General features: G+C 29.8%; 19 protein-coding genes and 1 other annotated feature. Of the genes, 14 read left to right on the top strand and 5 right to left on the bottom strand.

Annotated elements, in window-relative coordinates; genetic code table 11:
• The first annotated feature begins 38 nt into the window (after nt 1-38).
• The 13 genes from ftsY (at nt 39) to MPAN_RS02560 (ending at nt 15,221) form a co-directional block, all read left to right on the top strand.
• A complete protein-coding gene (gene ftsY, locus MPAN_RS02500) occupies nt 39-1,001 on the top strand; it encodes a signal recognition particle-docking protein FtsY (protein WP_176238440.1) in 963 nt (320 codons plus the stop codon).
• A gap of 3 nt (nt 1,002-1,004) precedes the next feature.
• Nucleotides 1,005-1,319: a YlxM family DNA-binding protein gene (ylxM, locus tag MPAN_RS02505; protein WP_231756804.1), complete on the top strand. Its 315-nt coding sequence runs from the start codon at nt 1,005-1,007 to the stop codon at nt 1,317-1,319.
• Nucleotides 1,319-2,725: a signal recognition particle protein gene (gene ffh, locus MPAN_RS02510; RefSeq protein ID WP_176238441.1), complete on the top strand. Its 1,407-nt coding sequence runs from the start codon at nt 1,319-1,321 to the stop codon at nt 2,723-2,725. Before ylxM ends, ffh begins: the two co-directional genes overlap by 1 nt.
• A gap of 80 nt (nt 2,726-2,805) precedes the next feature.
• Nucleotides 2,806-5,427, top strand: coding sequence for a DNA polymerase I (polA, locus tag MPAN_RS02515; RefSeq protein WP_176238442.1), 2,622 nt, complete (start codon nt 2,806-2,808; stop codon nt 5,425-5,427).
• 9 nt (nt 5,428-5,436) lie between these two features.
• Entirely contained in the window at nt 5,437-6,246 is an 810-nt protein-coding gene (gene mutM / locus MPAN_RS02520; RefSeq protein ID WP_176238443.1) for a DNA-formamidopyrimidine glycosylase, read from the top strand.
• On the top strand, nt 6,221-6,826 hold the full coding sequence (coaE, locus tag MPAN_RS02525) for a dephospho-CoA kinase (RefSeq protein ID WP_176238444.1): 606 nt from the start codon (nt 6,221-6,223) through the stop codon (nt 6,824-6,826). Before mutM ends, coaE begins: the two co-directional genes overlap by 26 nt.
• A complete protein-coding gene (locus tag MPAN_RS02530; protein ID WP_176238445.1) occupies nt 6,823-7,980 on the top strand; it encodes a DnaD domain protein in 1,158 nt (385 codons plus the stop codon). Before coaE ends, MPAN_RS02530 begins: the two co-directional genes overlap by 4 nt.
• A gap of 3 nt (nt 7,981-7,983) precedes the next feature.
• Nucleotides 7,984-8,802, top strand: coding sequence for a primosomal protein DnaI (dnaI, locus tag MPAN_RS02535; RefSeq protein ID WP_176238446.1), 819 nt, complete (start codon nt 7,984-7,986; stop codon nt 8,800-8,802).
• A 33-nt stretch (nt 8,803-8,835) separates the two neighbouring features.
• Nucleotides 8,836-9,026, top strand: a binding site (T-box leader).
• Between the two features lie 43 nt (nt 9,027-9,069).
• Entirely contained in the window at nt 9,070-11,001 is a 1,932-nt protein-coding gene (gene thrS, locus MPAN_RS02540) for a threonine--tRNA ligase (RefSeq protein ID WP_176238447.1), read from the top strand.
• A gap of 245 nt (nt 11,002-11,246) precedes the next feature.
• A complete protein-coding gene (locus MPAN_RS02545) occupies nt 11,247-12,149 on the top strand; it encodes an ABC transporter ATP-binding protein (RefSeq protein WP_176238448.1) in 903 nt (300 codons plus the stop codon).
• Nucleotides 12,136-13,416, top strand: coding sequence for an ABC transporter permease (locus MPAN_RS02550; RefSeq protein WP_176238449.1), 1,281 nt, complete (start codon nt 12,136-12,138; stop codon nt 13,414-13,416). Before MPAN_RS02545 ends, MPAN_RS02550 begins: the two co-directional genes overlap by 14 nt.
• Nucleotides 13,416-13,715, top strand: coding sequence for a hypothetical protein (locus MPAN_RS02555; RefSeq protein ID WP_176238450.1), 300 nt, complete (start codon nt 13,416-13,418; stop codon nt 13,713-13,715). The genes MPAN_RS02550 and MPAN_RS02555 overlap by 1 nt, the downstream gene beginning before the upstream one ends.
• A 198-nt stretch (nt 13,716-13,913) precedes the next feature.
• Nucleotides 13,914-15,221 (top strand): hypothetical protein, encoded by a 1,308-nt coding sequence (locus tag MPAN_RS02560; protein WP_176238451.1) that lies wholly within the window; start codon nt 13,914-13,916, stop codon nt 15,219-15,221.
• A gap of 32 nt (nt 15,222-15,253) precedes the next feature.
• On the opposite strand, the gene MPAN_RS02565 is transcribed toward MPAN_RS02560, so the two are convergent.
• From MPAN_RS02565 to MPAN_RS02575, 3 genes are read right to left on the bottom strand one after another with little or no spacing between them, the layout of a single operon-like run.
• Nucleotides 15,254-15,544: a hypothetical protein gene (locus tag MPAN_RS02565; RefSeq protein ID WP_176238452.1), complete on the bottom strand. Its 291-nt coding sequence runs from the start codon at nt 15,542-15,544 to the stop codon at nt 15,254-15,256.
• A 15-nt stretch (nt 15,545-15,559) separates the two neighbouring features.
• Nucleotides 15,560-17,260: a phosphoenolpyruvate--protein phosphotransferase gene (ptsP, locus tag MPAN_RS02570; RefSeq protein ID WP_176238453.1), complete on the bottom strand. Its 1,701-nt coding sequence runs from the start codon at nt 17,258-17,260 to the stop codon at nt 15,560-15,562.
• Nucleotides 17,261-17,281: 21 nt separating this feature from the next.
• Entirely contained in the window at nt 17,282-17,713 is a 432-nt protein-coding gene (locus MPAN_RS02575) for a PTS sugar transporter subunit IIA (RefSeq protein ID WP_176238454.1), read from the bottom strand.
• Nucleotides 17,714-17,842: 129 nt separating this feature from the next.
• Between MPAN_RS02575 and MPAN_RS02580 the strand changes: the two genes are divergently transcribed.
• Complete coding sequence (locus MPAN_RS02580; RefSeq protein ID WP_176238455.1) at nt 17,843-18,841, top strand: P-loop NTPase; 999 nt, start codon at nt 17,843-17,845, stop codon at nt 18,839-18,841.
• Nucleotides 18,842-18,897: 56 nt separating this feature from the next.
• On the opposite strand, the gene gcvPB is transcribed toward MPAN_RS02580, so the two are convergent.
• Together gcvPB and gcvPA are read right to left on the bottom strand one after the other, a co-directional pair.
• A complete protein-coding gene (gene gcvPB, locus MPAN_RS02585; RefSeq protein ID WP_176238456.1) occupies nt 18,898-20,346 on the bottom strand; it encodes an aminomethyl-transferring glycine dehydrogenase subunit GcvPB in 1,449 nt (482 codons plus the stop codon).
• Complete coding sequence (gene gcvPA, locus MPAN_RS02590; RefSeq protein ID WP_176238457.1) at nt 20,343-21,656, bottom strand: aminomethyl-transferring glycine dehydrogenase subunit GcvPA; 1,314 nt, start codon at nt 21,654-21,656, stop codon at nt 20,343-20,345. The genes gcvPB and gcvPA overlap by 4 nt, the downstream gene beginning before the upstream one ends.

Below are 21,656 nucleotides of genomic sequence, written 5' to 3' on the forward strand. Positions count from 1 at the left end.
CTTATGGTATAATATCTAAAGGTTATAGGAGACATATTATGGGACTATTTAAGAAATTATTTGGTAAAAAAGAAAAGAATGATAAATATACTTTAGGTCTGCATAAGACCAAAGAAAGCTTGACTGATTTAAAAGAAATTCTTAAAAAATCAAAAACAATTGACGATGAACTCTTTGATGCTTTAGAAGATATTTTTATTCAAGCAGATATAGGTGTTGATACAGTTGTTTATTTTATTGAAGAGTTAAGAAAAGATGTTGATAAAAAACAAATTACAGATCCTAATGATCTAGCTGAGATAATTGTTGACAAAATGTTTGAGATTTATTTAAAAGGTGATCTTTTAAATACTGAACTTAATTTTGATGAAAATGAATTAAACGTATATTTATTTGTTGGAGTCAATGGAGTTGGAAAAACAACAACTATAGGCAAACTTGCAAAACAACTTAAAACTGATGGCAAAAAAGTTATGTTGGTTGCCGGAGATACATTTAGAGCTGGTGCAATTGAACAACTTAAGATTTGGGGTCAAAGAAGTGATACATATGTTTTTGCAAAAGATTCTGGTAGTGATCCATCAAGTGTTATCTATGACGCTATAGAGTATGCTAAAAAAGAAAACTATGATGTCATCTTATGTGATACAGCTGGAAGACTTCAAACTAAAGTGAATCTCATGAAAGAATTAGAAAAAATGAAACGTGTGATTCAAAAAACGCTACCTCATGCACCACAAGAAACGCTTTTAGTTATTGATGCAACTACAGGACAAAATGGTATGCGTCAAGCAGAAGTATTCAAAGATGCTACAGATGTTTCAGGCATTATTTTGACTAAACTAGATGGGACTGCTAAAGGCGGTATTGTACTAGCAATAAGACATTTATACGATCTGCCAATTAAGTACGTTGGATTGGGTGAAAAGATAGATGACTTGGTATATTTTGATATTGAAGATTATATTTATGGGTTATTTGAAGATTTCTTTAGAGGATAAATTATGGAATCATTAGAGAAAAAAGAACAACTAAATCAATTATTTGATGTGTATCATAAATTATTAACTGATAAACAAGTTCAATACTTTAAATACTATTATCAAGATGATTACTCATTACAAGAAATTGCGGATTTAGCGAATGTAAGTAGAAATGCAATTTTTGATCAATTAAAAAAAGTGGAAACACATCTTTTTTCTTATGAAGAAAAACTACAATTATTATTAAACAAACAAAAAAGACTCAAAATTATAGATCACTTAGAACAAACCAAAGATTTAAAAAGCTTAGATGATTTAAGAAAGTTGGATGAGTAATGGCAGAGAATTCTTTAAGTTCAAGACTACAAATGGCAATGCGCAGATTAACTGGGCGTGGTATTTTAACTGAAAAAGACATTGATGAAATGATGAGAGAAGTTCGTCTATCATTATTAGAAGCTGATGTCAATTTTAAGGTAGTTAAACAATTTATTGCAAATATAAAAGAACAAGCTGTTGGAGAAAAGATCTTAAAAGGATTGAATCCAGGGCAACAAGTCGTTAAAATAGTTCATGACGAACTAAAGAGAGTCATGGGCGAGGACGCAGAGGGCATTAATTATGCCTCAAGCGGCATAACAACAATTATGACTATTGGTCTTCAAGGTTCAGGTAAAACGACCGCAATTGGCAAATTAGGCGTTTATATAAGAAAGACTGAAAAGAAGAATGTTATGTTTATTGCTGCTGACGTATATCGTCCTGCAGCTATTGAACAATTAGTGACGATTGGTAAGCAAGTTGGCATCGAAGTTTATGAAGAAGGTTTAAAAGATGCTAGAGATATTGTTACTAACGGATTAAAGTATGCAAAAGAGAATAAATATAACTGTGTCATCATCGATACAGCTGGTAGACTTCATATTGATGAAAAGATGATGAGTGAATTAGTAGATGTTAAAGCAATTGCTAATCCTAATGAAATCTTATTAACAGTTGATGCAATGACTGGTCAAGATGCAGCTAATATTGCTAAGAGTTTTCATGAGCAATTAAATGCTACAGGAGCAATCTTAACTAAACTTGATGGAGATACCCGTGGGGGTGCTGCTCTATCTATTAAAGAAGTTTCAGGTATACCAATAAAGTTTGCCTCTAGTGGTGAGCATATGGATACATTTGAACTATTTCATCCAGAGAGAATGGCATCTCGTATTTTAGGTATGGGAGATGTTTTAACATTAATTGAAAAAGCTACAGACGCAATTGATGAAGATGAAGCTAAATCAATGATGGATAAGTTAATGAGTGATTCATTTAACTATAATGATCTATTAAAACAGTTTAAAATGATTAAACGTATGGGTTCTATGAGTAAAATCTTAGGATTTATGCCAGGTATGGGAAAAATCAAAGATGCAGCATCAAAAATTGACGATAAACAATTTGATAAAATGAGTGTATTAATCACTTCAATGACAGAAAAAGAGCGAAAGGACCCATCTTTAATTGATAAGAGTTCAAAAAGAAGAGAAAGGGTTGCAAAAGGCTCTGGCATGAGTGTTCAAGATCTTAACAGATTAAGAAGTGCACTTGATCAACAAAAGAAAATGATGAAACAAATGATGAATATGGACGAAAAACAACTAGATAGCATGTCAAAAAATCCAACTCAAGCATTCCAAAAAACGAAACAAAAAAAGGGTAAAGGTAAAGGAAAGGGTCAATTTAGGATTCGTTGATCCTTTTTTACTTATCCACAAATACTGTGGGAAATTATTTTGATTTTGCGTGATAAAATTAAGAAAAGGGGTATCATATCATGAAAAAAATTACATTAATAGATGGTAATTCAATTTTATTTAGAGCATATTATGCAACAGCTTACCCTGGTGCTAAATTGATGCAATCCTCAAATGGGACTTACACAAATGCTGTTTTTGCATTTGTAGGTATGTTTGAAAAAATGGTTACATCAGAAACTACAGATGTTTTAGTTGCTTTTGATACAAAAGAACCAACTAAAAGACACATAGCCTATGAAGGCTATAAAGCTGGTAGAACTAAGATGCCAGAAGAACTTGGACAACAAATTCCTTTAGTTAATCAATATATTGATCTTAATGGTGTTGTGGCTTATTCAAAAGCAGGATATGAAGCAGATGATATTATAGGAACATTAGCTAAACAAGCTAGTGCAAAAGGATATAGTGTTGATATATATTCAAGTGATAAAGATTTACTTCAATTAGTTGATGAACAAATTACAGTACATCTATTAAAAAAAGGTATGAGAGAAGTTCATGATTTTACACCTGAAAAACTTATTGAAACATATGAGTTAACACATAATCAGATGATTGATTTAAAAGCACTTATGGGTGATGCCTCAGATAATATACCAGGTATCCCAGGTGTAGGTGAAAAGACAGCGATTAAATTATTAAAAGAATATGAAACACTAGAAAATATATTAGAACATCAAGATGATATCAAAGGTAAATTAGGCGAAAGAATTAGAGAGCACAGAGATAGTGCAATCATGAGTAAAGAATTAGTAACCATACAATTAGATTGCGATATCGAGTATGATGTAGATTCTATTGCAAAAAAAGATATAAAAACAGAAGACTTGATTCATTTTTATCAAGACTTAGATCTTCATGTATTTGTTAAAAAAATGGAAATGCCCGTCAAACAAGAAGAGAGTAAATGGAATCATATAGAACTAAAAAGTGTTAGTGAATTAGAAGATATATTAAATCAAGACTTAAGCCTTCATTTTGAGTTTAGCGATTACAATTATCACAAGGCTGAACTTTGGGGTATTGGCTTATCTAATGGAAATAACAATTATGTCATAAGTGCAGATGTTGCATTATCTTCCATTGGTTTTGATATGTATTTAAAAGACGAAAAATACCAAAAATATGTTTATGATTTAAAGGCAATTAAAGTTTTTCTTTTATGGAATAAACTTGATATCAAAGGTGTAAGTTTTGATTTGTTGCTTGCTGCATATTTAATAAATTCTCATTTGGGAAAAGAAGAATTTAAAAGAATTGTTTCTAACTTTTATTATGAAGATATTCAATATGATGATAATATTTATGGCAAAGGCAGTAAAAAAGCTTTGCCTGAAAAAGATATATATTTCCATCATATCGCTTCAAAAGCAAAAGCAATATATGCATTAAAAGATGAGTTGATAAAAAACTTAAAAGATGATGAACAATTAGATTTATTAAAAAATATTGAATTACCTTTATCTGAAGTTTTAGCAGAAATGGAATTTGAAGGTCTTCGTGTAGATAAAGAAGAATTAAGCAAACAAAAAGAAGGTTTGAACACAAGAATAAATCAACTTGAAAAAGAAATTATTCATTTAGCTGGACGAGAGTTTAATGTTTCTTCTCCTAAGCAATTAGGTGAAATCTTGTTTGAGGATTTAGATCTACCAAATGGTAAGAAAACTAAAACTGGATATTCTACTAATGTTGATGTATTAAATAAATTACAAGGTAAACATCCAATAATTGAAAAAATTTTAGAATATAGACAATTATCAAAACTATATTCAACATATATTATAGGTTTAGAACAAAATCTATTTGAAGATGATAAAGTTCATACCATCTATATGCAAGCATTAACAACAACAGGTAGATTATCTTCACTTGATCCTAATTTACAAAATATTCCTATTAGAACTGAAGAAGGTAGACAGATTAGAAAAATCTTTATACCAAAAGAAAATCATCTATTTTTAGGTGCTGACTATTCTCAAATTGAATTAAGAGTATTAGCAAGCATGGCAAATGTCAAAAAACTTATAGAAGCATTTAATAATCATGAAGATATTCACACAAAAACTGCTAAAGAGATTTTTCATCAAGATGAAGTAGATAGTGAACAAAGAAGAGCAGCAAAAGCTGTAAACTTTGGAATTATATATGGTATTGGAGCTTGGAGTCTATCAGAAGATATTCATGTGAGTCCAAAGGAAGCTCAAAGATTTATAGATGATTACCTAAATTTATATCCCGAGATTAAAACTTATATGGAAGATATCGTTACTTATGCTAAAGAAAACGATTATGTTAAGACAATTATGAATCGTAGAAGATATATCCCTGAATTAAAATCAAGTGTATATACTCAAAGATCATTTGGCGAAAGAACAGCACTTAATGCACCAATTCAAGGAAGTGCTGCAGATATACTGAAAAAAGCAATGATTGATTTATATAGATATCTTAAAAAAGAAAATAAAAAATCTAAAATACTTCTTCAAGTACACGATGAACTTATTCTAGATGTTGTTCAAGAAGAATTAGAAGAAATGAAAGAAATTGTACCAAAGATGATGCGTAAAGCAGTCAGTTTAAAAGTTGAATTAGAGACATCTTGTGATGTCGGAAAAACTTGGTATGATTTAAAATAGGTGTTATGTATGCCAGAACTTCCAGAAGTAGAGACGGTAAGACGCACGCTACTTTTAAAAATTAAAGATAAAAAAATCATTGATATCTTTGTTTTATATCCAAATATCATTAAAACAGATATTACATATTTTATGACACATGTAATCAATCAAACGATTAGAGATATCAAAAGAATGGGTAAATACTTAATATTTATATTAGACTATGATGTGATGATTATGCATTTAAGAATGGAAGGCAAATTCTATATTAAACAGCATGAAGACATTGATAAACATGAACATATTATATTTACTCTTGATGATTTGAGCCAACTTAGATATCATGATGTTAGGAAATTTGGAACGCTTCATGTTCTTCCTATTAAAGATTATTTAAATGTATATCCCTTAAATGGTTTAGGACGTGAACCTAAAGATCAAAATAAATTGGATTTTTACAATCAAATTCATCATACTAATAGACCTATTAAAGGTGTTATGCTAGATCAGCATATCATCAGTGGATTAGGTAATATATATGTAGATGAAACACTCTTTTTAGCTAAAATACATCCCAGTAGACTAGCTTCTAAGATAACAAAAAAACAAGCATCAGATTTAATAGATGCGGCAACAAAAGTTTTAGCAAAAGCGGTAGAGCTTGGTGGAACAACCATAAGAAGTTATACATCAAGTTTAGGTGTTCATGGAAGATTTCAAAATCAATTGAATGTGCATACTAAACAAGGAGAACCTTGTCCAGTATGCAAACAAGAAATTATAAAAATTAGAGTAGCGGGTCGTGGATCATATGTCTGTCCAAATTGCCAAAAATAAACCTTATATTGTCGGCTTAACAGGTGGAATTGCATCTGGTAAATCAACAGCAGCAGCTTACATTAAATCACTAAATATCAAAGTTATAGATAGTGATGAAATCGTAAAAAATCTGTGGAAAGAAAACAATGAGATGATTTTGAAAGCAGAGTCTCTTTTTGGCTTTTCTATAAAAACAGATGCTGACAAGGAAAAAATTAAAAAGGCAATGTGTGAAGACAAAAGATTAAGATTAAAACTTAATGAAATCACGCATCCATTTGTATTTAAAGAAATCAAAAGACAACTATTAACTTTTGAAAATGAAAAAATAGTAGTTATTGATATGCCACTATTATTTGAAGTATCATATGAAAAAAAATGTGATATAACATGTTTAGTATATGTATCAAAAAACATTCAATTAATGCGATTGATGTCTAGAGATGATATGCTAGAAAAAGATGCTAAAAAACTTATCAATTGTCAACTAAGCTTGGAACATAAAAAAATGAAAGCTGATGTTATTTTTGATAACGAAAGTGATCTTGATTATTTATATTTTCAAATCGATCAATTTTTGAGAGGTTTAAAATTATGAAGAATAGTTCAACTTTCCAATTAAGCGTTCATTCAGATCTTGCTAATCAAGACTTTAAAGTGTTAGCCCTTCTTTATCAACCATTATTAGGTGTAGCATCACATTCTTTATTCGTAACATTTTATCAACTAAACGATAAAATTAATCAAAAGAGTTATACACATCAACAATTATTTGATTTATTAAATTTAAAGCAAACAGAATTCTTAAAAATGCGTAATAAATTAGAAGCATTGAATCTACTTGAAGTTTATCAAGAAAATGATGCATATATTTATGTCATGAAGACACCATTATCTGCTAAACAATTCTTACTTGATACAGTTTTTGGTAGTTATCTACAATCAGAAATTGGGGAAAAAAATGTTGATATGCTTGCGAATTTATTTAAAATCGAAACACCAAAATTAGAAGGATATACAAACATAACAAAACCTTTCGATAGTATGTATGAATTTAAGAGTTTAAATTTATTAAAACTTGATTATGAATTCCAAGGTAGGAAACAAAATGGCGGTAGTCATATTGGTAATCATTTTGATTTCAATGCTTTTGTTGAAGCACTACCAGAGCGTTTAAAAAATTCACAATTATTAAACCAAAAATTACAACAACAAATATCAAAAATAGCATTTGTGTATCAATTTGATGTAAAAGATATGGTAGAAGTTTATATTCATGCATCACAATCAAGACAAACTATAAACTTTCAAGCATTAAATCACAAAGCAAAATTACATTATGAAAGCAAAAATCAAACACTTGAGATTAAAGAAAAAGACATACCTAAAACTGATTTAATTAAAAATATACCTCCTCAAGTGATTATTCAAAAATATAGTAAAACAGATACTCAAGGTATTGCATTATCAACTGCAACACTTTTAATTGAAAGAAATCACGTTGATCCAGGTATTATAAATGTCATCTTAATGCTTGTTTTAAAACAAAAAGATGGCGTGCTTCCTGGATTAAAATATATGGAAACTGTTTTGCATGATTGGCTAAACAGAGGTATTCAAACGACTGAAGATGCACTGAATCATTCAACTCAATTAGAAAACCAATGGGTCAACAAGAAAAAAGCTAAAAAGATTAGTGAACCTGACTGGATGGATGATTACGTGAAAGAATTAGAGAAAATGGAGGCGTAGAAAATGACAATTGCTGAAATGCGACAATTCATTGGTAAAAATCAAGAGACTAAAAGCTTAGAAGTTTTAGATGTTGATGTAAACAAAGTTTATCAATATCTGGTTCGAAAAAAAGAAAAACCGGTAGTTGATGGCTATGAAGTTGTTTTGCGCACTGAACCTTATATCGAGATTGTTTATCGTCCAACAAAAGAAAAAGCTTTTGAACTTAAAAAAGAAAGAATCAGAAGAAACTTGAAATTTTATGATAGTGAAGTTTATATTCAAGATGCAAGTATTTCTGAATTTGATTGTTTTAATGAAGAAAGACAAAAAGCACATGATCTTGCAGCACAATTTCTTGAGAACTATAGAAAAGATCATTATGAAAAAGGTATGCTTATATATGGAAGATATGGAACAGGTAAATCATATTTATTATCTGCTATAGCTCAAGAACTCGCATTAAAAAATATAGCAGTTTTATTTGTATATGTTCCTGATTTGATTCGTTCAATCCGTCAAGGAATGAATGATGGGAACTTAGAAGAACGTATTAATAAACTAAAACAAGCAGATATATTAATGCTAGATGATTTTGGTGGAGAAAACATGAGTCCATGGTTTAGAGATGAAATCATTGTACCAGTGCTTCAATATCGTTTATCAGCTAAACTTCCAGTATTTATGAGTTCTAATTTTTCACTTGTACAACTTCTAGAAGCTCTAACACTTACAAAAGATGAAACCAATAGAATGAAAGCTGGTAGACTTATACAAAGAATTAAAGATTTAATGCATTATGTCAAATTATCAGAAGAACCATTTACACGTGATAAATAACTTGTAATTTATAAAACTAGTGATATAATATATTTAGATACGATGAACAGGACAACATTTAGGTTAACTAAAAGCGACGTAGGATGGTGAAAGCTACGAAAATCTTAAATGACTACCTGGGAGTAGATTAGCAAAAACTAATCCGCTGAGCCTAGCGTTAAAGGGATAAAGTGCTAGGGAAACCTAGAACTAAGGTGGTACCGCGAAGTAAATTCGTCCTTAGACTATTGTCTAGGGATTTTTTTATTAAAAAAAGGAGTGAATTATATGATTCAAATTAAGTTTCCAGATGGAAGTAAAAAAGAGTATGAAAAAGGCATTACACCTTTAGAGATTGCCCAAAGTATCGCGATGTCTTTAGCTAAAAAAGCTATAGCAGCTGTTTTTAATGATGCTTATGTAGAATTATCAAGAGAATTATTAGAAGATGGAACATTAGCGATTTTAACTGAAAAAGATGAAAAGTCCTTAGATATTATCAATCACTCAACGGCACATTTAATGGCTCAAGCCATTACTAATCTTTATCCAGGTGCTTGTTTTGGTGTTGGACCTTATATCGAAGAAGGTTTTTATTATGATGTAGATTTTAATGATGAAAAGATTAATGATGAAGATTTATTAAAAATCGAAAAAGAGATGCATAAATTAGCTGAAGCAGCTTTTGATATCAAAAGAGAAGAAGTTTCTTATGAACAAGCTAAAAAGATTTTTAAAAACGACCCATATAAACTAGAAATTATTGAAGATTATAAAGATCAACAATTAACAGTTTATCATCAAGGAGATTTTGTTGATCTTTGTCGTGGTGGTCATGTTTTAAATACCAAACAAATTAAACATTTTAAATTATTAAACCTAGCTGGTGCATATTGGAGAGGTAATAGTAATAATAAAATGTTAGTTAGAATTTATGGCACAAGCTTTTTTAGTAAAAAAGCATTAGATGAACACTTAGTATTATTAGAAGAAAGAAAGCTAAGAGATCACCGTAAATTAGGTAAAGAATTAGATATCTTTATGATTTCTAAAGAAGCTGGTCAAGGTCTACCTTTCTGGTTACCTAAAGGAGCAACCATTCGTAGAGTCATTGAAAGATATATCACAGATGTTGAAATATCTTTAGGTTATTTACATGTATATACTCCTATTTTGGCCAATGTAGATTTATATAAAACATCAGGACACTGGGATCATTATCAAGATTCAATGTTTCCTCCAATGGATATGGGCGATGGTGAAATGCTAGTCATTAGACCAATGAACTGTCCACATCATATGTTACTTTATAAAAATGATGTTCATTCTTATAGAGAACTTCCTTTAAGAATTGCTGAATTAGGCATGATGCATCGTTATGAAAAAAGTGGAGCATTATCAGGATTACAAAGAGTTAGAGAAATGACTTTGAATGATGCACATATATTTGTTAGACCTGATCAAATCAAAGATGAGTTCAAAAGAACAATGGAATTACTTCTAACTGTTTATGAAGACTTTAATATTACTGATTACAAATTTAGATTAAGTTATCGTGATCCACTAGATACTGAAAAGTATTTCCCAAATGATGAAATGTGGAATAAAGCAGAAAAGATGTTAAAAGAAGCATTGGATGAATTTGGAATAGAATATTACGAAGCATATGGTGAAGCAGCATTTTATGGTCCAAAATTAGATGTTCAAGTTAAAACAGCTTTAGGTAATAGTGAAACACTATCAACTATTCAATTAGACTTCTTACTTCCTGAACGTTTTGATCTAACTTATGTTGGTGAAGATGGTAAAAATGATCAAAGACCAGTAGTCATTCATAGAGGTATAGTCTCTACGATGGAACGCTTTGTAGCATACTTAATAGAAGAATATAAAGGGGCATTCCCTTTCTGGTTAGCACCAGTTCAAGTTAAGATTATTCCTGTTAATGTAGAGGCTCATATGGATTATGTTAAAAAAGTACATGATACATTAAAATATAAGTATTTTAGAGTAGAAAGTGACTTAAGAGAAGAAAAACTTGGTTATAAGATTAGAGAAACACAAACACAAAAAATACCTTATTCACTTGTTTTAGGGGATAACGAAGTAGAAGAAGGATTGGTCACTTATCGTAAATATGGTGAACAAAAACAAACGACTATTACATTAGATGAATTTATAGCAATGATATCTAAAGAGTTAAAGAGTAGTTTAAAATAATAAATGTAGAACTATAAGAAATCTTATAGTTCTATTTTTTTAATCGAAAAAAAAGACTAGAAATATGACAATAAAGCAAATTATAAAAGAATCTATCTAAAAAAAAGATTGAATTATCTACATATTTTAATTAAATAAAAATAATAATAAAAATAAACCCAACTCTATCTAGAAACCTTCTTTTTTATAGCATGAAAATATGATATAATATAGTAGATTTTGCATAAAAGAAAAGAGGGACAAATATGTTAGAAGTTAAAAATGCTAAAATGATGTATGGTAGTTTAGTCGCTGTAGATCATTTGACATTTACAATAAAACCTGGAGAAATTTTTGGGCTTTTAGGTACCAACGGTGCAGGTAAAACGACAACCTTTAGAATGATTATGGGTCTATTAGAACCAACAGAAGGTGAAGTCTTATATAATGGTGGCAAAATTGGATATCATAATGTCAATGAAATAGGCTATATGATTGAAGAGCGAAGCTTATTGACAAAAGTTACAGTTAAAGAGCTTATGCTTTATTTTGGTCAATTAAAAGATATGGAACCAAAAGTCATATTAGAGCGCCTTGATTATTGGTTAGGACGTTTTAATATTGTTGAATATAAAAATAAAAAGATTAAAGAATTGTCTAAAGGTAATCAACAAAAGATTCAATTCATATCAGCAATTATCAATAACCCTAAACTTTTAGTTCTTGATGAACCATTTAGTGGACTTGATCCAATTAATACTGAAATATTTGTGGAAGTTGTTAGAGATTTTCAAAAACAAGGATCTATGGTTGTTTTTTCATCTCATCAACTTGACCATGTTGAATCTTTTTGTGAAGAAATTATCGTTTTAGAAAAAGGTGAAGCCATTATTAGTGGACGTATTGATAAAGTTAAAAAAGACTTTAAAAAATTAAACATTAGTATTATTGGTGATGTAGAAATAGAAAAATTAGAAGCGATAAAAGGTGTGTTTAAAGTAATCGAAAATGCTAATGGTATCGTTGTTAAAATTGAAGATGAATCTGTTAGTAAAGATGTTTTTGATTATGTTAAGACTTGTGATCATATTAAAAAATATGATGTTGAAGAACCATCTTTATCTGAAATATTTATAGCAAAGGTAGGACACGCACATGAAGAAATTTAAATTTTTAATTGTCTATGGGTTAAAAAAACGTGTTTTCAGAAAGTCCTTCTTAATCGCAAATATCGTCATTGCATTATTGTTTGTTGCAATTGTCAATCTGCCAACAATTATCGGTTGGTTTGGTAGCGAAGATGATCAAATTACGAATATATATGTAGATGTTTACAATGAAACATCTATGAATACAATTCACACTGACTTACAAGAAGCTTTAAATCTTCCTTATGAAGGCTATGACTATTATTTAATAGAAAGTGTTAATCAAAGCTTTGATGAAGATGCTTTTTGGGAAGCAGAAGATTCTGATGTTGCATTAGTGATTAAAGGTAGTGTAGCAAGCCCAGTGATTGATATATATTCTAAATATCCTGAGAATAATTATTTATTCATGGGACAAATAGAATTATTAATCATCAATTATCAAATTGATGATTATCAAAGCCCAGTTTTTGAAACTATCTTGGCACCTGATTATGAAGATCCTGAAGAAGAAGCAGCTATCTCATCATTGATGAGTATACTGGTACTTCCATTATTTATTTTAATTACGATGGCTACACAATTTGTTGGTGTTGATATAATTGAAGAAAAATCAACCAAAGCAATCGAAACAATTATCGCAAGTGTTCCTGCTAAAATACATTTTTTATCTAAAATATCTGCAAGTATCTTATTTGTATTGATACAAGGAGCTTTAATACTAGTTTATGGAGGCATTGCGGCATTGCTAGGAAATGTAAGTGCATCTGCTGGCTCAGTTGTGCCATCAGGAGTAGATGTTCATTTACTAAAATATTTAGGTGAACTACTTCCAAATTGGCCATTAGTATTAATCATTGCATTATTATTTGTTATTGTAGGTACATTATTTTATTTAGTTATTGCAGCTCTATTTGCATCAATGGCTGTAACACAAGAAGATTATCAACAATTCCAATCACCATTAACGCTTATGTTACTAGGTGGATTTTATATTGGTATATTTGCGCCACTTGCTGGAGGATATGGATTTATGAAAGCTATGGCTTTTGTTCCAATATTCACACCGATGGTTGCACCAATCGCTTATGCATCGGGTATTATGAGCTTACTAGAAGCAATCATTGCTTTAGTTGTTATGGTTATCGTTTTAATTGGCGCTTTATATGTTGTTGCTCCGGTTTACAAGATCGCTATTTTAAGTTATGACCAAACTAAATTTTTCACACGTGTCAAATCATATTTTAAAAAAGCTTTTACTAAAAATAAGAAAGATAAAACTGTTTAATGGATGATCCTATTTTATATGCATCAACTGTTATTGCACTTATTGGGATTCCTGTTATAAGTAACCTTTTAAGTAAGATAAAACTGAAATACATCTTTATACCAACAGTATTATCACTAGGTATTTCTTTTCCAATGTTTTTATTACTTGTGATTGTTCAACAATCAGATATGTTTCCATACTTATTTTATATTTCAATGAGTTTATGGACGGGTGGGTTTTTCTCAATATTTATTAATTTATATGTATATCGTAAAAAAAAGAAAACATTACTTAAAGATGTGCAAAAAGAAATTTAATAAAAAGCAGTTCATATATCAATATGGACTGCTTTTTTTATTTTGATAAATAGATATTTAAATTGATATAACATATAGACAATTCTAAATTTGTTTGGTAAAATATATACATTATAAACAATGACAAATTTACATATAAAAAATGCTTAGATAAAAGAATAGTTATGAAACTATATTCTTCATAATTTTGGAGGGAATATGAAAAAAATAAGTATTGCATTTATGATTATAGTAACTATAATCATGTTATCAAGTTGTGCTTTAGTTAGCGTAGATATTGGAAACGAAAATTCAATTTTTGATAACACATCTGTTCAAACAGCACAAGAAATTAAGGAAAAGATTAATTTTTATAAAACAAAATTATTGACCTTAATTGATCAACCCTTAAGTAATCGTTTAAATAAAAAGCTTTCTACAGTAATAGGACCAGGAAAAGAGCAATATTCAAGAGAAGAGTTACCGTTAGAATATGATTATCCATATAATCCTGATGAAGTTGATTCTGAATTTATTATGACTAAAACTATGCTACTTAGTGAATATGAAGAAGCAATTGATGTATGTAATGAGTTTAAAGAAGACAGCTTTTGTACTGCAGAATTAGACGACTATAATGTTTATCTAAAGGTTCTAAGTGAAGAAGACAAGTTATATATAGAAGCGTATCGATATCAATCACTCCCAGAATATAACAATTACTATTCTGTTAGTGTTGACATGATTTATTTAAACTATGTTAATGAAAATGTTTATTTAGAATATGTACGAGATTATTATGAACAAAGCGATAGACTTGAGTTACATGATAGATATTATGATGCTTTTTGTGAATCAGGCGAAATGCTCAATGTGCACGTCAATATGAAAAAAGATGATGAAGTCTTCTATCAATATTATGTTAAATCTAGCCAAAATGTATTCATGTTTTCAAACTCCGAAGAAGGATTAGGATTTAATTATACGGATACAGAAAATGAAAAATTTTATTCTGTTACTTTTGATGCTACTGGAGAAATGCAACAAAATTTTATAAGTTATGGTATGTATAATCCTACGCTACGCTATTCACAAGGCTCTTATATACCTGGAGACAAAATTCGACTTACTTGGAACTTATTAGACGTTGATGGATGGAATCAAGTAGTTGTTGACGAAAATGGTTACGATGAAGTTTATCTTGATGAAGTAGAACTGTTAACTGATTTTATGACTGATATTTCTATTCAAGACTATACAACAGCTATGACATCAATCTCTATATCAGAAGAAGAGCTAACTCAAGATGTATTAAATTTATCTAACTATGGTTTATTATATGATACAGTTTCATATAATCAATTTATGATCGATAGAACATATTTAGTGAATCATTATATAGATATCTTGGAATCTCATTATTTTGACGAAGATATGTCAGAAAATAGAGTTAAATTACTTGGAATGTTCCCATTTGTCGGTGATGATGAAATTGTATCTGATTTATTTGCGCAAATGAAAGGTTAATTGTAAAATAACTAGTAAAAAAAATGAGGCTTTTATTCAGCCTCATTTTTGTTTATATGCATTTGTTTTTCTAATAATTCATTTGTCTTTTGAGTGTTTACTCTAATATCTCTTATATTAAATAACATATTTACAAAAATCATTCCAGTAAAATAATATAAAACAGATCCTAAAATTAATGCAAAACTATTTGGAGTCTCATTTCCAAGTGCGATGATACCAATAAGAAGTGCGAATCCTGACGTTATAATTACAATCCATCTTGCAACACTAAGGAACATTGGATTTTGAGGATCAAAGAAACTGTATTGTTTTTTCTCCATTGTAATTTTCCTTTCTTACATTTTTTTTTGAAGTGTTTTAAGGACTTCTTTTTCATTTTGTGCATCTAAAAGCTTTTCAGCTAATAAAACTAATTGTTTATGGTTATGTTGTAATATTTTATTTTTAACTCCAGGTATCAAAGAAGAAGTCATTGATAATTCATCAACACCTAAACCAATCAATAGACATGCGCCTAGTGGATCAGATGCCATTTCACCACATACAGAAGTTTTTTTACCATGAGCTTTTGCTGCTTTAGTAACCATATGAATTAATCTAAGTATAGATGGATGAAAAGGTTGATTTAAATAATCAAGATTTGCATTTAATCTATCAGCTGCAAATGTATATTGAATTAAGTCATTAGTTCCAATAGAGAAGAAGTCACATACACTTGCAAGTTGATCAGCAATAATTGCTGCTGATGGAATTTCAATCATTATACCTAATTCAAAAGGTTTATATAAAATTTTATTTTCTTTAAATTCTTTTTCAACTTGATGAACGATTTTTTGTAGTTTCATAAATTCATCTTTTGTTGAAATCATCGGAAACATAACTTTTAAATATCCATAATGACTTGCTCTTAAGAGTGCTCTGATTTGGATTTTAAAAATATCTAAATGAGATAAAGATAGTCTAGCACCTCTATTACCTAATGCTGGATTACTTTCAGCAGGAAGTTTTAAATAAGGAAGCAGTTTATCTCCGCCTACATCAAGTGTACGAATAATTACAGGTTTGTCTTTAAAAGATTCTAGCACTTTTTTATATTCTAAAAATTGTTCTTCTTCACTAGGAAATTCATAACGATCTAAAAATAAAACTTCAGTTCTAAATAAACCTACGCCATATGCATTTTGATCAAGTGCTTGCGTAAGATCTTTTGAAGATCCAATATTTGCGAGTAGTTCGACTTCTATACCATCCGTTGTAATTGAACGAACTGTCTTAATTGATTTAAGTTTTTGTTTTTCTAATTGAAAACTAAAATATTTATCTTTGTATTGCAATAAAGTTTCTTTTGTATAAGATCGTATAAGTTTTCCATCAACAGCATCAAGTATGATTTGATCCTTATCATTTACTGTATCCATTAAGTTATCAACACCTACTAATGCTGGAATACCTAATAAACGAGCGATAATCGAGCTGTGAGAGTTTTTTCCACCAGCCTCTGATATAATACCTAAAATATATTTTGGATTGATTTGAGCAGCTTCAGAAGCTGTAATTTCATGTGCTGCTAAAATGACTTTGTGTTCTATATTTTGTATATCAATCATTTGAATGTTTAAATGATTTTTTATGATGCGATCTGATACTTCTAAAAGATCAGATGCTCTTTGTCTAATGTATTCGTCTTGAATATCTTTAAATAGTTCAAGTATAGAATCTACAACAAATCTTATAGCATAAGTTAGATTACAAGATTCACTTTTTATTTTATCTTCAACTTGAGAAATAACCTCTGGGTCTCTAGCTATTGTGATGTGTGCATCAAAGATTGCAAGTGTCTCAGCATCGAATTTTTTTGCGTTTATTTTTTTTAAGTGTTCTAATTGAACTACTGTTTTTTCTATGGCTTCATGGAGATATGAAATTTCATTTTCTATATTTTTAATAGTGACTTTGGATGTGTCAATGGTTTGCTGATCGATTTTTAAAATCTTACCAATTGCATATCCTGAATTTGCGATAATTCCTTTTAGCATAATTTGTGTCACTCCCTTGTTTTATAAAATACCTAATTCTATTGAATCTTCACATTCACTTAAAATTTGTAGTGTATGCTTTTGAACAAAAACTATTGGAATTTGATAATCATCTTCATGATAATCACTAAAATCAAAATTAAGTGATAAGAGTTTATCTCCCTCTGATACTGTGTCACCTAATTTGACATATAGATTAAATAAATCTTTATGTCGTATCTTTTCTGTTAATCCAACATGTATTAATATATCAAGATTTTCAGTAGAAACTGCAATTGCATGTAAAGTAGGATATATCATTTTTATTTTACCACAAATTGGTGAGTAGATATGCTTATCTTTTGGTTTTACTAAAAATCCTGGACCTAATAATTTTTGACTAAAAATATCATCAGATGCTTTTGTGATATCTAAATATTCTCCCTTGATGGGTTTTCTAAAATGGATATTCATTTTTGTTCCTACTTTCGGTTTATAAGTTTAATTATAACTTATTTTTAAACGATGTCAAACTAAAGTTTAAGAGTTGTTTTTTAACATTTATTGTTCAATATTTGTTATAATATCTATGAGGTGAATGATATGACGACATATGATGAATTAAAAAAGAAGATTGAAACGATTATTGATCCAGGTTTTAATAAAACACTTGGTGAAGTAAATGGTGTTAAAAAGCTTGTAGTTGGGCCAACGGGAGTTGTAGAAGCTGAGATTTATTTAAAGGACCAAACTAAGTTCGAACAACAAGTGAAAATCGAAATTATTAAGTTAGTAAAAATCGAATTGGGATTTCCTGGAATAAAAATAGTATTCTTTGAATCTTTATTTGTACCTGAAGGAGAAAAAGCAATTAAGTATTTAGCAATTGCCTCAGGTAAAGGTGGCGTTGGTAAATCAACAGTTACAGCAAATTTAGCAGCTGCACTTATAAGAGCTGGTAAAAAAATAGGTATTATTGATGCAGATGTTTATGGACCAAGTATACCTAATGTTTTACAATTAGACATTAAGCCGTTAGAAGCTACAAAAGATGAACTAATGATTCCGTTGGAAAAAGATGGTATTCAAGTAATTTCTACTGAATTTTTTATGCCACCAGAAAAACCATTAATGTGGAGAGGACCTATGTTAGGTAAGATGCTCGTACATTTCTTTAATGGAGTTAAATGGCAAGAAGATATTGATATGATATTAATTGATCTTCCACCTGGAACTGGTGATGTTGCATTAGATGTTAAATCTTATGTACCAAAAAGTAGAGTAATGGTTGTTACCACACCACATATTAATGCGAGTAACATTGCTGTTAAAGCAGGAATTGGTGCACAAAATATTGGACATGAAGTAATTGGTGTTGTTGAAAACATGAGTTATTACTTTAATGAATGTAGTCAAAAAAGGGAATTCTTATTTGGTCAAGGTGGCGGAGATTCTGTTGCTAAAAGACTAGGTGTTAAAGTTTTTGGACAAGTACCAATTGGACAACCTTTAGATAAATCTTATATCTTTAGTGGAAAAGAAGAAGCGGGAAAAGTTTATGACGCTATTGCTAAAGAAGTTTTAAGAGAAATGGAAATGTAATTTAAGATAATAAAAGATACCTTCATCAATTGAGATGATAGGTATCTTTTTTTATTTTAGTGAATATCTTTATATTTTAAGATTGGATTTTTAACTGCTTTAACTTCGTCTAATCGTCTAACTAAAGTACTATGTGGAGCATTTTTTACAATTTCAGGATCTGAAATGGATTCCCTAGCTACGACTCTCATGATATTTATAAATGCATCAAGTGTATCTTTTGATTCGACTTCAGTTGGTTCAATCATCATAGATTGATGGAAGATTAAAGGAAAGTAAATGGTAGGTGCATGATATCCATAATCAAGTAATCGTTTAGCGATATCAAGTGTTTTAACACCTGTTGATTTATCTTTTAATCCATCAAAAACAAATTCATGCATACAATGTCCTTGGATAGGAAGTTCATAAAGATCTTTTAAGGAATCTTTGATATAGTTTGCGTTTAAGACTGCAAGTCCACCAATATCCTTTAAGTTTTCTTTTCCTAGTGTTCTTAAGTAAACATAAGCTCTTAAATAAACACTGACATTTCCATAAAACATGCCTAAACTGCCAATAGAATCTTTTGCAAGATCTAGGGCATATGCATCACCTTTTTTAACGACAATAGGATTAGGTAGGAATTCAACTAATTTTTCACAAACACCAACTGGACCAGATCCTGGACCACCACCACCATGTGGTGTAGAAAAAGTTTTGTGAAGATTGATATGAGTTATGTCAAAGCCCATGTCACCAGGTTTAGCACGTCCTAACAAGGCGTTTAAGTTGGCACCATCATAATATAGAAGACCACCGGCTTGATGAACCAATTTAGAAATTTCTGATATGTCTTTTTCAAAGATACCTGCAGTATTTGGATTGGTTAGCATAAGTCCAGCAATTTCGTCTGATAAGACTTCTTTTAAAGCTTCAACATTTACTGTTCCATCAGGATTTGATTTAATCTCTACAACTTCAAAACCACAAACAGTTGCACTTGCTGGGTTTGTGCCATGAGCTGAATCAGGAACTATAATTTTAGTTCTCTTTAAATCATTATGTTTTTCATGATAAGCTTTAATAATCATTAAACCTGCAAGTTCACCATGTGCACCTGCAAAAGGATTAAGAGAATAAGCTTTTAATCCAGATATTTCTGATAAGATTTCTTGTGTTTCATAATAAATCTTTAATAGACCTTGTGTTGTAGAATCTGGTTGTAGAGGATGAATGTTAGCAAATCCATTTAAAGTTGCAAGTTCATCATTAATTTTAGGATTGTATTTCATCGTACAAGATCCAAGAGGATAAAATCCTGTTTCAACACCAAAGTTTTTTTGACTGACATTTGTATAATGTCTAACTACATCAAATTCTGAAACTTCAGGAAGTTCGGCTGATGTTTCTCTTAATAAGTGAGCAGGTAGATGAATTTCTTTTAAATGTTTAGGTTGGTATTGGTATCCAATTCTATCTTTTCTAGATAAATCAAAAATCAAAGTATCATAAAGTTTTGTCATTTGAAGTTCACCACCATTTCAACAAGTAGATCAATTTCTTCTTGAGTTCTTTTTTCTGTGACTGCAAATAATAAGTTATTATCCCCTATATGAAGAGGACCTAAAATACCATGATCTATTAAATATGTATCAAAAGCTTTGACATCAAAGCTTGCTTTTAAAACAAATTCTTTAAAGAAAGGTTGGTTATATACAATTTCAAATTTTTTAGTTTCTAATAAGTTCTTATATAAATAATGTGCACCATTTAAAGATTCTGATGCGAATAATTTAAATCCATTTTTACCGACTAATGATAGATATATAGTCACAAATAATGCATTTAAAGATTGATTTGAACAAATATTAGAATTTGCTTTAGCACGTCTAATGTGTTGTTCTCTAGCTTGAAGCGTTAATACAAAAGCTCGTTTACCATCAACATCAGTTGTAATACCGCAAATACGTCCAGGCATTTTTCTAACAAGTTTTTGTTTAGTTGCTAAATACCCAATATAAGCACCACCAAATGATAAAGGAACGCCTAATGCTTGTAAGTCTCCACAAGCAATATCTGCATCAAGTTCACCAGGTGTTTTTAATAAAGCTAAAGATTGACCTTCTTGATTTAGAATAAACAAGGCATCTTCTTGATGAATGATTTCTCCAAGATTTTGATAATCTTCTATGATACCAAAATAATTAGGATTTGAAACAATCACACCCATTTTATCTTTAATATTTTCTTTTATGAATGCTTGGTCAGTTACACCATCAATACTTGGAATTAGAATTACATTTATATTTCTATATCTAGCATAGGTTTTAATGACATCAATAATCTTAGGATTCATCGTTGAACTAACTAAAATATCTGACTTTTTAGTTTGAGCATAAGCCATAAACATAGCTTCAGCTGTAGAAGTAGCACCATCATACATAGATGCATTTGAAACATCCATGCCTGTTAATTCACAAACCATGGATTGATATTCAAAAATATATTGTAGTGTCCCTTGAGCAACCTCAGGTTGATAAGGAGTATAAGAAGTTAAAAATTCTTGACGAGAAACAAGCGCCTTAACAGCACTTGGTGTATAGTGATCATAACTACCTGCACCTCTAAAGATTAAAAGTTCTTTATTTTGATTTGCAAGTTCTTGCATATGTTTGGTTAATTCCCAATCCCCTAATTGACTAGGGACATGATAATCTTTTTTTAATCTTAATGCCTCTGGAATAGAGCAAAATAGATCATCAATAGAAGATGCTTGAATTTTTTCAAGCATCTCATTTATATCATTTTGTGTGTGGGGTAAATATTTATGCAT

Source organism: Mariniplasma anaerobium, assembly GCF_016865445.1.
GTDB classification, from domain to species: Bacteria; Bacillota_I; Bacilli_A; order Acholeplasmatales; family Acholeplasmataceae; genus Mariniplasma; species Mariniplasma anaerobium.

What these genes read in the sequence shown, in the direction of transcription:
- ffh (WP_176238441.1), top strand. Translation starts at nt 1,319, where the DNA reads ATGGCAGAGAATTCTTTAAGTTCAAGACTACAAATGGCAATGCGCAGA.
- MPAN_RS02575 (WP_176238454.1), bottom strand. Translation starts at nt 17,713, where the DNA reads ATGAATATCCATTTTAGAAAACCCATCAAGGGAGAATATTTAGATATC.
- coaE (WP_176238444.1), top strand. Translation starts at nt 6,221, where the DNA reads ATGTCTGTCCAAATTGCCAAAAATAAACCTTATATTGTCGGCTTAACA.
- polA (WP_176238442.1), top strand. Translation starts at nt 2,806, where the DNA reads ATGAAAAAAATTACATTAATAGATGGTAATTCAATTTTATTTAGAGCA.
- MPAN_RS02530 (WP_176238445.1), top strand. Translation starts at nt 6,823, where the DNA reads ATGAAGAATAGTTCAACTTTCCAATTAAGCGTTCATTCAGATCTTGCT.
- gcvPA (WP_176238457.1), bottom strand. Translation starts at nt 21,656, where the DNA reads ATGCATAAATATTTACCCCACACACAAAATGATATAAATGAGATGCTT.
- ptsP (WP_176238453.1), bottom strand. Translation starts at nt 17,260, where the DNA reads ATGCTAAAAGGAATTATCGCAAATTCAGGATATGCAATTGGTAAGATT.
- ftsY (WP_176238440.1), top strand. Translation starts at nt 39, where the DNA reads ATGGGACTATTTAAGAAATTATTTGGTAAAAAAGAAAAGAATGATAAA.
- mutM (WP_176238443.1), top strand. Translation starts at nt 5,437, where the DNA reads ATGCCAGAACTTCCAGAAGTAGAGACGGTAAGACGCACGCTACTTTTA.
- MPAN_RS02555 (WP_176238450.1), top strand. Translation starts at nt 13,416, where the DNA reads ATGGATGATCCTATTTTATATGCATCAACTGTTATTGCACTTATTGGG.
- MPAN_RS02550 (WP_176238449.1), top strand. Translation starts at nt 12,136, where the DNA reads ATGAAGAAATTTAAATTTTTAATTGTCTATGGGTTAAAAAAACGTGTT.
- MPAN_RS02560 (WP_176238451.1), top strand. Translation starts at nt 13,914, where the DNA reads ATGAAAAAAATAAGTATTGCATTTATGATTATAGTAACTATAATCATG.
- MPAN_RS02545 (WP_176238448.1), top strand. Translation starts at nt 11,247, where the DNA reads ATGTTAGAAGTTAAAAATGCTAAAATGATGTATGGTAGTTTAGTCGCT.
- MPAN_RS02580 (WP_176238455.1), top strand. Translation starts at nt 17,843, where the DNA reads ATGACGACATATGATGAATTAAAAAAGAAGATTGAAACGATTATTGAT.
- dnaI (WP_176238446.1), top strand. Translation starts at nt 7,984, where the DNA reads ATGACAATTGCTGAAATGCGACAATTCATTGGTAAAAATCAAGAGACT.
- gcvPB (WP_176238456.1), bottom strand. Translation starts at nt 20,346, where the DNA reads ATGACAAAACTTTATGATACTTTGATTTTTGATTTATCTAGAAAAGAT.
- ylxM (WP_231756804.1), top strand. Translation starts at nt 1,005, where the DNA reads ATGGAATCATTAGAGAAAAAAGAACAACTAAATCAATTATTTGATGTG.
- thrS (WP_176238447.1), top strand. Translation starts at nt 9,070, where the DNA reads ATGATTCAAATTAAGTTTCCAGATGGAAGTAAAAAAGAGTATGAAAAA.
- MPAN_RS02565 (WP_176238452.1), bottom strand. Translation starts at nt 15,544, where the DNA reads ATGGAGAAAAAACAATACAGTTTCTTTGATCCTCAAAATCCAATGTTC.